The sequence below is a fragment of the Mycobacterium sp. genome (genome assembly GCF_049585075.1).
In the GTDB taxonomy this organism is placed as follows: domain Bacteria; phylum Actinomycetota; class Actinomycetes; order Mycobacteriales; family Mycobacteriaceae; genus Mycobacterium.
Genome location: NZ_JBAUZA010000350.1, coordinates 1 through 11909, shown reverse-complemented (window position 1 = coordinate 11909; position 11909 = coordinate 1). Strand labels below are relative to the sequence as shown.

At 63.7% G+C, this 11909-nt stretch carries 10 protein-coding genes, 1 pseudogene and 1 riboswitch; of the genes and pseudogenes, 5 read left to right on the top strand and 6 right to left on the bottom strand.

The window, feature by feature from the left end; translation table 11 throughout:
* A partial coding sequence (locus WB785_RS16525; protein ID WP_424080394.1) for an alpha/beta fold hydrolase occupies window positions 1-222 on the top strand: 222 nt, incomplete at its 5' end.
* Between the two features lie 64 nt (window positions 223-286).
* On the opposite strand, the gene WB785_RS16520 is transcribed toward WB785_RS16525, so the two are convergent.
* Window positions 287-577, bottom strand: a complete 291-nt coding sequence (locus tag WB785_RS16520; protein WP_424080393.1) for a hypothetical protein — start codon at window positions 575-577, stop codon at window positions 287-289.
* Between the two features lie 350 nt (window positions 578-927).
* A riboswitch (SAM riboswitch) is annotated at window positions 928-1039 on the bottom strand.
* Between the two features lie 149 nt (window positions 1040-1188).
* Here WB785_RS16520 and WB785_RS16515 point away from each other — a divergent pair.
* Window positions 1189-3480 (top strand): annotated as a pseudogene (locus WB785_RS16515) (GH92 family glycosyl hydrolase); the annotation flags it as partial.
* Window positions 3481-3569: 89 nt separating this feature from the next.
* On the opposite strand, the gene WB785_RS16510 reads toward WB785_RS16515, so the two are convergent.
* From WB785_RS16510 to WB785_RS16500, 3 genes are all read right to left on the bottom strand, one after another.
* Window positions 3570-6656, bottom strand: coding sequence for a DUF3427 domain-containing protein (locus WB785_RS16510; RefSeq protein ID WP_424080392.1), 3087 nt, complete (start codon window positions 6654-6656; stop codon window positions 3570-3572).
* Between the two features lie 18 nt (window positions 6657-6674).
* The gene (locus tag WB785_RS16505; RefSeq protein ID WP_424080391.1) at window positions 6675-6995 is read right to left on the bottom strand and encodes a DUF3761 domain-containing protein; all 321 of its coding nucleotides are present in this window, start codon (window positions 6993-6995) and stop codon (window positions 6675-6677) included.
* Window positions 6996-7467: 472 nt separating this feature from the next.
* A complete protein-coding gene (locus WB785_RS16500; protein ID WP_424080390.1) occupies window positions 7468-8607 on the bottom strand; it encodes a toll/interleukin-1 receptor domain-containing protein in 1140 nt (379 codons plus the stop codon).
* A 188-nt stretch (window positions 8608-8795) separates the two neighbouring features.
* Between WB785_RS16500 and WB785_RS16495 the strand changes: the two genes are divergently transcribed.
* On the top strand, window positions 8796-9311 hold the full coding sequence (locus WB785_RS16495; protein ID WP_424080395.1) for a nitroreductase family protein: 516 nt from the start codon (window positions 8796-8798) through the stop codon (window positions 9309-9311).
* A gap of 116 nt (window positions 9312-9427) precedes the next feature.
* Window positions 9428-10363 carry an alpha/beta fold hydrolase gene (locus WB785_RS16490; RefSeq protein ID WP_424080389.1) on the top strand — a complete coding sequence of 312 codons (936 nt, stop codon included), beginning with the start codon at window positions 9428-9430 and terminating at the stop codon, window positions 10361-10363.
* Between the two features lie 44 nt (window positions 10364-10407).
* Here the strand turns inward: WB785_RS16490 and WB785_RS16485 are convergent, their stop codons facing one another.
* Together WB785_RS16485 and WB785_RS16480 are read right to left on the bottom strand one after the other, a co-directional pair.
* Window positions 10408-10884, bottom strand: coding sequence for a hypothetical protein (locus WB785_RS16485; RefSeq protein ID WP_424080388.1), 477 nt, complete (start codon window positions 10882-10884; stop codon window positions 10408-10410).
* 13 nt (window positions 10885-10897) lie between these two features.
* Entirely contained in the window at window positions 10898-11323 is a 426-nt protein-coding gene (locus WB785_RS16480) for a hypothetical protein (protein ID WP_424080387.1), read from the bottom strand.
* 235 nt (window positions 11324-11558) lie between these two features.
* On the opposite strand from WB785_RS16480, the gene WB785_RS16475 reads away from it, so the two are divergent.
* Window positions 11559-11909: YceI family protein (locus WB785_RS16475; protein WP_424080386.1), on the top strand; the 351-nt coding region annotated here is incomplete at its 3' end.

The window sequence follows — 11909 nt, the reverse complement described above, 5'->3', positions numbered from 1 at the left end:
GAGCGGGACAACATCATTCCCGTCCACCACGCGCACGCCGCGCACGAAGCGCGCACGGACGCCAGACTTGAGCTGCTGCCCGATGTCGGTCACTTCGCCCAGGTGGAGGCACCCAACGAGGTGGTCGAGCTGATCGAGGACTTCATCGCGACCAGCGACCGCCGTGAGGTGGGCAGCCCACAACTGAGGTCCTTTTCGGGGAACGCCGAAGACGTGAAATAGCGCCTTCCGCCGCTGCTGCCGTTCAGCCAGACGGTTGCGCGGGTCGGCCACCGAATCTGGTGGCTTACGAAGACGAATTGTGGGTTCCGTCGCGCATCGACCGCGTCCGCTCGGGCAGGGTTGTTCCCAGCAGCCGCTCGAAGGCGTCCACCGATGCGGGACGGTTAGGGCTGTGCCGTGCCTGCCAAACCGTCAGCGGCACGTCGGACAGCGGATCGAATACATCGGCCAACCGCCGGTACTCCTGTGTGCGCCACTCGCGCAGGCGGTCGCCGCGCGCAAACTCCACGAGCCGGGCGAGCTGCCGCTCCTGAACCTCGGGCGGAGCGTCACCGCGGACGCCGATTCCGTTCATAAGGCTGTGTCGGCCGAGCGCCAACGGCCGATAACCCCATGCCGACTCGAGTGCGTTGTTGACCGCGAGGCAGTCCTTGCACGCGAGCCATGACCAGCGGCTCGTGCCACCGGCCGTTCCTTTGAAGCAGACGATGCACAGGTCCGTTTCGTGCGAGACGTCGCACCCCTCCCACTGCTCGGGAGAGTCCTCGTCCCGGCAGGATTGCCACCTCGCCCCTCGCGGGCCGCGGAGTCCACCACACGGGATATGGACCGACAACTTTGTGATGCGTTGGCGCAGTGCACTATCGGCTGCACTCAGTTTCCTGTCGTTCATTGTTCGCCCTTCAGGCGACGCCGCCCTCGGGCGTCCACCACTTGCACGCGTCGCGTGCCGGCTCTTCCCCTGGGGCACCGTGCAGTGGAGGCGCGGTTGCCGGGACGGCGGGCCAGGTACCCGAACAGCCGTCCGCTCGTGAGCGATTCCAGGATAAGAGAGGACCCCGACAGAACCAACCATTGTTCGTTTGACAAGCGTGGACTGTTGCGCAACAGGCGACTACCGCATCCCAGCCGCGGTTAGTGCGCAAATCCAGACCTGGACGTGGTGACCCTGCAAGATGGACAGCGATGCCGTTACGAAGGGCTTTCGCCGCGCTGGTGATGGCGGTGGGCTGCGTGATGTTGACCGGCGCTCCGCTCGCGGCGCGCGCCGACCCGCCTCCGTTCGTCACCGACCCGGCCCGCTACGTCGACACGCTCATCGGGACCGGGTCGAGCGCGACGGGTGGACAGATCAACAACTTCCCCGGCGCCGCCGTGCCGTTCGGGATGGTGCAGTATTCGCCGGACACCACCGACGCCTACAACGGCTACCACCACGACAACGAGCGCGTGCGTGGATTCAGCCTGACCCACGCCTCGGTGGGCTGCCCCGCGTTCGGCGACATCCCGATGCTGCCCACCACCACCCCGATCGGCGCGGAACCCTGGAGCGCCTGGGAGAAGATCGCCCACGACAACACCGAGATGGGCGCGCCCGGCTCCTACACCGTGCGGTTCCCCGACACCGGCGTGAGCGCCGAACTGACCGCCACCACCCGCACCGGCGTCGGCCGGTTTCGCTACCCGCGCAACGGTAAGCCCGCCCTGTTCCACGTGCGCCCCGGCGGGTCGCTGGCGGGCAACTCGGCCGCGACCATCGACATCGGCGGCGACAACACCACGATCACCGGATCGGCGACCACGCGCGGATTCTGCCTGAAGAACACCTCGTACCGGGTGTATTTCGCGATGAAGTTCAGCCGGCCGTTCACCTCCTACGGAACCTGGGACGGCAAGTCGGTGTTCGCCAACGCCCGCCGAGCGGATTCGGCTTCGAGCGGGGGATACGTGGAATTCCCGGCCGGCTCGGTGCTCGAGGTGCGGACCGCGCTGTCCTACATCAGTGTCGACGCAGCGCGAGCGAACCTCGCCGGCGAGGGCGGAAAGAGCTTCGACGACGTCCGTTCCGCCGCAGCGGCCGAATGGAACGGCGCGCTGTCGCGCATACGGGTCGCCGGCACCAATACCAGCGAGTTGCAAACCATCTACACCTCCCTCTACCGATCTTTGTTGCACCCCAACACTTTTAACGACACAGACGGACGCTACCTCGGATTCGATGGCGGCATCCACACCGTGGCCAAGGGGCACACCCAGTACGCCAACTTCTCCGACTGGGACAGCTACCGCTGCCTTGCCGCCCTGCAGGCACTGCTTTATCCCGAGCGGGCCAGCGACATGGCCCAATCGCTGGTGAACGACGCCGAGCAGAGCGGATCGCTTCCGCGTTGGGCGCTGGCGAATTCGGCGACCGGCGAGATGACCGGCGACAGCGTAGTACCGCTGATCGTCAACCTCTACATGTTCGGCGCCAAGGACTTTGACGTCAAAAAGGCGCTGTTCTACATGCGGAAGGCGGGGACCGAGGGCGGTGTGGGGCGGGGCGGCTACGTGGAGCGGCCGGGCATCGCCACCTACCTGCAGCACGGATACGCGCCGCAGACCGACGAGTTCCGCGGCGATCACGGGATCGACGGCGCCTCAACCACGCTGGAGTGGTCGGTCGACGACTTCGCCATCTCCCGATTCGCCGACGCGCTGGACGAGGTCGTGATCGCCGCCGAGTTCCGGACCCGGGCCCCATATTGGCAGCATGTATTCAATCCGGCCACCGGTTCCATTGCGCCGCGCAGCGCCGACGGTATTTTCCTCACCGGCTCTGGGTTTTCCGGGCCAACCTCGGATTTCGGGCAGGACGGATTCGACGAGGGCAACGCCGAGCAGTACCTCTGGTTGGTGCCGCAGAACATCGCCGGACTGGTGACCGCGCTCGGCGGACGCCAGGCAGTGGCCGACCGGCTGGACCGGTTCACCACGGAGCTCAATGCGGGCCCCGACAAGCCCCATCTGTGGATCGGGAACGAGCCCGGCTTTGCGGTGCCGTGGCTGTACAACTATGTCGGTCAACCGTGGAAGACCCAGCAGACCGTCGACAAGGTGCGCACGGAATTGTTCGGTCCCACGCCCGCCGGCGAGCCCGGCAACGACGACCTCGGCGCGCTGTCCAGCTGGTATGTCTGGGCCGCCCTCGGCCTGTACCCGATCACGCCCGGAACTCCTATCCTCACGGTGAACACACCGCTGTTCGACCGCGTCGAGATCGCGCTGCCCGCAGGCAAATCCATCAGGATCTCCGCCCCGGGCGTATCGAACGGCATGAAGTACATCAACAGCCTGAGCATCGACGGCAAGCCCACGGATCACACGCTTCTGCCGGAGTCGATCATCCACAACGGCGGAGACGTCACGTTCTCGCTCTCGTCCGTCCCCAATAAGGTCTGGGGCACTGCAGAGTCCTCCGCGCCGCCGTCGTTCGGTGGGGCCGGTCCGGGGTGACGGTCAAACGGGACGGTGGATGGTGCGCTGCGTTGTCGGCGCTGTTTTCGTTAGCTTAAATGCAAGCTCGGTTAGGCGACCGCGGCCGCGAACGACTGATAGAGATCGCCGGGCAGGGGCGCAGCTAGTTCCCAGGTAATGGCCATCGGTTTCTCGCCGACATGACTGCGATAGGTGGCTGGACCGAGGAACCAGAACGCGCGGTCGTCGGCGCGCAAACGCGTGAACAACATGATCGAGCGGCCGGTTCGTTCATGATTGCGGTAGCGCACACCGGTTTTGCTGTCGGCGCGGACCATCGATTGGCTCTCCCAGTGGATGAGCGAGGGATTGATGGCATAGTCACGGTAGCGGGTAGTCGGCGAGAACTTGCCGCTGCTCTTGTCGAGTGTGAAGGCCAGCAAATCAGCGTTCGCGCTCTTGGCGTCGTAGACACCTTCTCGCCACTCGCCGACGCTTCCGGATTCCCCGATGCCGAAGGCGGCCAGGATTTCGATGCGGGAGTAACGGGCGTGTATCTGCAGCGGCACATCGGGATGATGATGGAGTCTCCCGTGCAGATGGTCGACTCGGTCGTCAAGCTCGACCAGCAGTTGAGAAAGTTCAACACAGACTTGCGGATGCGACCACACCAGGTTGACGGCTGCTTGGAGCGACTGCTCCTTGGTCAATACTTGGTCTCCCAAACTGGCAACCAGCATTCGCAACAGGCGGCGTTTACGCTCGGGAAGTGTCGACACGTCCACGGGGGTTGACGCCTCAAGGAGCTCCCGATAGGTGGCGATCCGTTCATCGTCGTCGATGTGGAGCAGGCGCCCAACGGCTTTACGCAGTGGGGTCTCTTGTGGCCCAGGTGGCGCGGTAGACACTCCTGCTGCCTCGCACAAGTCTGACCAGACGCGGGTCCCGTCGTACACGTCAGGCAAGTCGAGTCCGGACTCCTCTAAGTACTTGGAGAGGGTCACATCCGGGTACTTGTCATGGACGACTCGCAGTTCTTCTACCCGTGCCGGCCACCGAGACGGAATTGCGTCACGAAGGCTACGTAATACGACTTCGGACGCTTTTCCATCCAGGTGCATGTAACAGCCCGCAGGCAAAAACGGAAAGCCTTGCTCCACAGCCTTTTCGATGTCCCTACGAGTGCCACCCAGCAGGGCACGGTAACGGCGGTCGAAGCGGAACTCGCGGCGGTGGGTGCCGACAAAGTCCAAGACCGTGCAGAAATTCTTATCCTTGGATCTGCGCAGTCCGCGCCCAAGCTGCTGGAGAAACAGCGTCGGGCTCTCAGTGGGCCGCAGCATAAGCAAGGTGTCGACGGTTGGAACATCGACACCCTCGTTGAAAAGGTCCACTGAGAAAACGACTTTCACCTTGCCGGCCGCGAGGTCGCGCAGCGCTGCAACACGGTCAGTCCGTGGGCTACTTCCCCAGACGGCGATGGCTGGAACACTGTGCTTATTGAAGTGCGCCGCCATGAACTGGGCATGCTCGATGCTGACGCAGAAACCGAGAGCCCGCATCGAGGCAGGATCGTCTGCAAATCGGATCATTTCCTGCAGCACGGTGCGAGCCCACGCGTCGGTGCTCGTATACAGATTGCTCAAGGCTTGCACGTCGTAGCCCTGCCCGCGTCGCCACGGAATCTCGGTGAAGTCGAGCCCGTCATGGATTCCGAAGTACATGAAGGGGCAAAGCCGCTGCTGGTCGATTGCGTCCCACAATCTGAGCTCCGCGGCGATCCGGTTGTCGAACCAATGGAGAATCGAGAGATCATCGCTTCGTTCCGGTGTGGCGGTTAGGCCGAGCAGTTCGCGCGGCTGCACATGGTCGAGCAGCTTGCGGTAAGACGGCGCCGCCGCATGGTGGAACTCGTCGACGATCACGACGTCGAAATGATCGGACGCGAGGTGTTCCAGGCTCGCGGCGTTGAGGCTTTGGATTGAAGCAAATACGTGGTCGAAACGTTCTGGCCGCGACCCGCTGATCCATTTCTCCCCAAAGGAAGCGTCCCGCAACGCGTAACGGAATGTTGCGAGGCTTTGGTCGAGAATTTCGTTGCGGTGGGCAACGAAGAGCAGTCGAGATCGCGACAGATCGTCGCGCAGGCGGGCATAGTCGACGGCAGCCATCACGGTCTTGCCGGTGCCAGTAGCGGCGACGAGCAGGTTTCTATGGTGACCGCGGTCGCGCGAGAGCGCGAGTCGCTCGAGGAGACGCTCTTGGAACGGTTCCAGGCGAAGCTCGATGGGGCTAAGGATTACTGTGGGCTGGGCGTCAGTGCGGCCGGCGCGCTGACTCTCTGTGTCGAATTGACTGGCGTCATACTCGACGAAGTCGGCGTTTTGCCAATAACTTTCAAAGACCGCCTCAAACTTACTCAGAACGTCCGGGTTGCGGGCCGAAGAAGTCCGAACATTCCACTCAAGGCCGGTGAGCTGGGCAGAGTGGGTGAGGTTCGACGAGCCCACGTAGGCCGTTGAGAAACCGGAGCGGCGGTGGAAGGTCCACGCCTTGGCGTGTAGACGGGTCGTGCTGACGTCGTATGAGATGCGTATCTGAGCGCCAATTTCTTTGAGCTGTTCGAGGGCCTGTTTCTCGGTGGAACCCGTGTAGATGGTTGTGAGGATTCGGAGCGGCTTGCCGCTCTCACAGTGGCGGCGAAGCGATGACAGTAGCGGGTTTATGCCGCTACGCCGAATGAAGGCCATGACAACGTCGATAGCGTCCGCGGACCCGATCTCGGCATCGAGTTGGTGAAGCAGACCGGGCTCACCGGGCGCGTTGGTAAGGAGGGTCGTATCAAGCAGAGGGATCAGGGGTTCAGCAATCCGTTCTGGTCTTCCGTCCGGCCGCCGCTCGAGGATCGCGTGCAGGACCTCACCCGGCTCGATTGGCGACTCGGAGTTGTCCGATTTGACTATCTCGGCGAGCCGTGCGATCAAATCGCGTGCCACCTCGATGCCCGCCCGAACGCGCTCACTATCCCCGATGGACTCCAGAGACTGCTGAAGATGTCGGCTGAGGTGCAACGCGATTCGGTCCGCAGCCTCGGTGGTATGCAGCGGCCGAGTGTCTTTCGTGAGATGTCCGTCGAGTGAGCGAAGTTCAGTACGAATTGAGTCGGTAAGAAGAACCTCGTAGATCCCGCGTTCCATATCTGACATTGATCAGCGTCAGTTCGCCAGCCACTGTCGTACGCCGTCGTGTCGCGAGCAGGTACCTGAGTGGTGGGTGCTGAAGGAGTACTCGCCGTCTCGGCAAATCGCGGTAGCTCCTGGCGGCGGTGCACCGCCGCCCACGAGGCCGGGGGCACCGGCGGGTGGAAGACCCGACGAAGGGTCGGGGATGCATTGCCCATCCGAGTTCTCGTAGTAGCCTGCGCCACAACCAGCCAGAGCATTAGTCAGCCCGCTCGTGGCGACGGCTGGCATGGCACCCAAAACCGCGGCCCCAATCACTGACGCGACGGCGAGCACCCGAATCTGAACGCGCATATCCTGCTCCAAAAAAGCCCGGCTTTGACAATTGTGGGTGCCGAATCCCGCCGACAATCTAACCTCTACGTGACTTCGATCATGCGAGATTGAGCCATAAAATTCGCGCGCCAGCGGCGGGCCGGGTCCGGCGCTGCGACTGCTGGAATTAGCGAACCAGCGCTTGACCGCCATGGACCGAACTTACGCACCCTCTTTAGGGCTTCCCGCGACCGGGGAGCACCGCTTGCTGAAACTTGTTCATAGCCCTTACACAGCAGCAATTTTGCGCGGGGGCGGATTGGACGCGGCACGACGCCAGTACGCCCGACATACGGCCGCGGTCGCCGGGACGATGTCGCGACAAACGAGTCAGCTAAAACCGGCGCGGATACCGTGTCAGTCGTAAACCCGGCTCGGAGTACGCGGCGTTCGCCGTGCCTCGGTTGCGAGTGCTTGTCGTACGCGTGTACCAGAGTGGCGGCGAGCGTAGTTACCAGATGTAAACCGTGGCGGTCGGATTTCCTCCGGTGCACGTCACCAGCTTGCGGTCAAGCACGCACGCCATGGGGTACTTGCGACCCGTCGCCGCGCTTTGTACGTCGGCGAGTTCAAAACGTCCGGTCAGGTTACCCGTCTGTTGATTGAGGTGGTTCACGCTGGTCGCCACGTTCAGGCCGAAACCACAACTGGTGTTGGCGCCGATGCTCCAGTGCGAATAGGGCCCGGTGCCGGCGTCGGGCATGTGGCACGATGCCGATGTCTCAGTCCCCGGCGGGGGAATGACCTGCGTGCCTGCCGGCCAAAGCACATATGCGAGAACGCAAACGATGACGGCGACAATCAAGGCGGCACCAGCCCACGTCGCCCGCTGGTTGGGCTGCCAACGAGACCGACGAGATGGCGTTGGCGCGGGTTCGGTCTTCTCCGGCGCGGGACCGATGCTCTCCCTCTGTGTCATCTCGAACCGGGAAATAGGCTGTGTGACAGCCGATCCCAAGAGTGCATCCACTTGCTGCTGAATCAGGGCGGTCACGTCGTGGTGCTCGCGCAGCCTGCCTAAGAGCAGGGTGATGCCCTTTCGCGCGACCTCGTCGCGACCGTCGACGTAGAGATCTCTCCGTAGCTCGTTGAGAATCGTTTCTTGGTCTCGTGGTCCCAGCGATTGGTCGAGCTGGCTATTGAACCGCATCAGGTATTGGAAGTGCACCGGCGGTTCCGGAGGCAACGGCGAAGCCAGCGGCCGCCGTCGCTCCCGTTTCAGCCGCACCTCGGTGGTCAGCGTGATGCCGGTATCGGAGGTCGGAACGCGATAATCGATGATCTGCAGATGGCCTACCCGGTTCACCACCATGCTTTTCAGCGGACCGATCTGCACGGGAATGATCGGGAGTCGTAGGGCTTGGGCATACTCCAGCTCCGACCGGTATGCCCTGGACTGTTCCCAGTTCTCGGACAACGCGGTGATAAACACCTCGCAATCGCGAATCTGGCCGAGGATCTCGCGCCACCACTGCTCGCCGGGCCCGATCTCGCGATCGAGCCAGACGGACTCGCGGGCTCTCTGCAGGGCGCGGACGATGCTTTCGACCGCCTGCCTGTCCCTGCTCGAATAGCTAATAAATACGGCCATTTCACATTCTCCAGCAGGCAGCACTGATTTGCCGCTGGAAGGGGCGAGTATACGTCGCAGCTAATGACGCCGAACGCACTATCAGCAAAGAAGGCCGAGCCACACGGCTGGCGGCCGAGCGAAGTTTGGTGGCCGTTAGTCGGTGGCGAAAGGCAGCATGGTCGATGACAGCGGGACGGAAGGACGAGATGGAAACCTGGGATGCGATTACTGCCCGGCGCAATGTGCGCCAGTACAAGTCAGAGCCGGTGTCGGACGACGACCTGAACCGTATCGCCGAGGCCGGATGGCGGGCGCCGTCAGCGAAGAACCGCCAGGCGTGGGACTTCGTGATCGTCACCGACCGGCAGCAGCTGCAGGAACTGTCCACGGTGTGGCAGGGCGCCGGCCACATCGCAGGGGCCGCGGCCGCGGTCGCCTTCGTGATCCCCGAGCCGCCCGATGAACGCCGGAAGGTGACCGACCAATACGACGTCGGCCAGGCCACGATGGCGATGATGATCGCGGCCACCGACCTCGGCATCGGCACCGGCCATTCGTCGGTGGGGGATCAGGAGAAGGCACGCGCCATCCTCGGCGTCCCCGACGGCTACCTGGTGGCGTACATGCTCGGCGTCGGCTATCCGGCTGATCGCCCACTCAAGCCCATTCGCAAACCGAACCGGCGGCCCTTCGACGAGGTCGTCCATCACGGACACTGGTGAATCATCTACCCGACAAAGCGGCGATGAACCACAAGGGAATATCGATCCAACACCGCGGAGAACCGGCCATCAGTGCCCCGATACTCGCAGGTTGCTGGCCTACACTCTGACTTCCAATGAAGCTGAGCAACCCGCTGCGCCATCCTCCGCGAGTACCGCGCGTCGAAAAGCCGCGCGCCGAAGGCCAATTCCCTCTCGCCGATGGGCGCCGGCTCGGCTACGCGGAATTCGGTGACCCGTCCGGTCCGGTGGTGCTGTGGTTCCACAGCACTCTGGGAGCCCGCCGCCAATTCCCGATGCTGGGACGGCGTGCCGCCGAAAACCTCGGCCTTCGGGTCATCATCGTCGAGCGGCCGGGGACCGGGCTATCCGATTCTCACCGCTACGCGGCAGTGACCGACTGGGTCGCCGACATCGCGCAGGTGGCCGACGCGCTCGAAGCCGAGCGGCTCGGCGTGGTGGGCTTGTCCGGCGGAGGCCCGTTCGCGCTGGCTTGCGGCGCGCTGCCACCGCTGGTTGCTCGGGTGGCCGCGGTGGCCGTGCTCGACGGCACTGTGCCGGCGGTCGGTCCCGAGGCCATCGATGGCGGTGTCACCGACGTTGCTCGCCGCTTCAACCCTGTGCTGACGCAGCTGCGCCGGCCGTTGGCAGTGCTCAGCACCGCGCTGCTGGCGCCGCTGATTCCCTTCGCGCACTACGCCTACGGCGTTTACGCCAGCATGTGGCCCGAGGATGACCAACGGGTGCTCAACGACCCGGAAATCGAGGCGATCTTCGTCGACGACATGGTCAATGCCTTCCGGGGTCGCTGCCTGGCCATGGTCGATGATGCCCGTTTGCTGGGGCGGGACTGGGGTTTCCGGTTGGCAGATGTCAAGGTGCCCGTGCGGTGGTGGCACGGCGACGTCGACCACGTCGTTCCCATCGCCGGCGTGGAGGCTGCCGTCGCGCGCCTGCAAGACGCCGAGCTCACCGTGCGCTCCGGCGAGAGCCACCTCGGCGGCTTCGCCAAGATCGACGAAGTGCTTGAGCACTTCCGCGAATACCTCTGAGTCACAACGGCTTTCGAGGCGTTTTGAGCTATGCTGCTCGACTGCTAGGCGCCGCAGTAGTTGTGGGTGGTGTCGTTGCAGAAATTCCAGTCCTGCATCGCACCCATGCTGACCTGGAGGGCCACACCGTTGTTGCCCGACACGGACGCCGGTGGCCCGGTGAACGGGTCACCGATGCCGGTAACGAGCTTGATCGTCACCGGCTCGCCCACCGTGTCCTTGCTCGGATTGGAGGTCGCGTTGACGCTCCCAGCGGCGATGTCGCCCGAGACGGTTCGCAGCGTGAAGTCGACCGTGGCCACGGGTGCATCGGCATAGTCGTCGCGCCCGGAACACGCGCTGGGGCAGGCGGAGATGTCGGTATACGTCAGCCGACCGGACCCGTCGTTGTTGATGGTGAGTCCCGACGCGTGGGCCTGCCAGGACCCGGTGAACGGGGCTATCCCCGGTACGTCCGCGGCGGCGCCCGGCGCGAACGTCAGCGCGGCTATCGCCAGTGTTGCAGCGGCGATTTCTTTCATTTCGCTTCCCGGATCAGAACGGGTTGACGGTGGTATCGCCGGCAATGAACATGCCGTGGCCGGTGTCGTCCTGGGTGAAGCGGATGCCCTCATCGCCGGCCACAATGGTCCAGCCCTGGATGTGATAGGTCTGACCGGCGACGAGGGTGTCGAACGGGGCGTGGCCGTAGCCCACCCCGATGTTGGCGCTTCGGTAGGTGAACTGGCCCGACGCGGTGACGTAGGCCTGATCGTCGTCTGGGGCAGCCTGCGCGAAACTTCCCTGGCAGATGACATTGGGACCGATCCCCGGTGTGGCGTCGTCGGATCCGATCTCGCAGAGCATCGGTGGCGTCTGGGTATTCACTTTCGCGTCGTGTCCGAGAGTGGGATCGGCGCTCGCGGGTGCCGCGCAGGCCAGCGCGACGATGCCGACCCCCGTCAGTGCGATATTGCCCATGTTGGGCGCAGCATAGCCGGGCGGGCGGGCCTGTGATCTATACCGGACAAACCCACAGCGCGGCCTTATCACGTCAGAAATGCTTTTGAAATCGCCTCGGCCGATTCAAGATAGCGTCATCGGAATGCCAACCCTGGACGCGGGTCCCACAACCAGCGTCCGGACCCGAGGAAATAATCCGGACTGGAGTCCGGTTAGGCTGGAGTATTGATTGGCGACGTTAAGGAGAATCAACATGACCGCAGCCGCGGGCACCCAGCAGCTCAGCGCCGGAACCTGGGCGATCGACCCAGTGCACTCCTCGATCAACTTTTCGGTGCGCCATCTGATGGTCGGCAAGATCTACGGCAGATTCGACTCGTTCAGCGGCGCCATCACCATCGGCGACGATGGCACCCCATCCGTCAGCGCCGAAATCGACGTCAACTCCATCGACACCGGCAACGAGCAGCGTGACGCGCATATCAAGGTCCCCGATTTCTTCGACGTCGAGCAGTTTCCGACCGCGGCGTTCGTATCGACTGCGGTGCGCGCCGACGGGGACAACTATCTGGTCGATGGCGATTTCACCCTCAAGGGCGTCACC

What these genes read in the sequence shown, in the direction of transcription:
- WB785_RS16520 (WP_424080393.1), bottom strand. Translation starts at nt 577, where the DNA reads ATGAACGGAATCGGCGTCCGCGGTGACGCTCCGCCCGAGGTTCAGGAG.
- WB785_RS16510 (WP_424080392.1), bottom strand. Translation starts at nt 6,656, where the DNA reads ATGGAACGCGGGATCTACGAGGTTCTTCTTACCGACTCAATTCGTACT.
- WB785_RS16505 (WP_424080391.1), bottom strand. Translation starts at nt 6,995, where the DNA reads ATGCGCGTTCAGATTCGGGTGCTCGCCGTCGCGTCAGTGATTGGGGCC.
- WB785_RS16500 (WP_424080390.1), bottom strand. Translation starts at nt 8,607, where the DNA reads ATGGCCGTATTTATTAGCTATTCGAGCAGGGACAGGCAGGCGGTCGAA.
- WB785_RS16495 (WP_424080395.1), top strand. Translation starts at nt 8,796, where the DNA reads ATGGAAACCTGGGATGCGATTACTGCCCGGCGCAATGTGCGCCAGTAC.
- WB785_RS16490 (WP_424080389.1), top strand. Translation starts at nt 9,428, where the DNA reads ATGAAGCTGAGCAACCCGCTGCGCCATCCTCCGCGAGTACCGCGCGTC.
- WB785_RS16485 (WP_424080388.1), bottom strand. Translation starts at nt 10,884, where the DNA reads ATGAAAGAAATCGCCGCTGCAACACTGGCGATAGCCGCGCTGACGTTC.
- WB785_RS16480 (WP_424080387.1), bottom strand. Translation starts at nt 11,323, where the DNA reads ATGGGCAATATCGCACTGACGGGGGTCGGCATCGTCGCGCTGGCCTGC.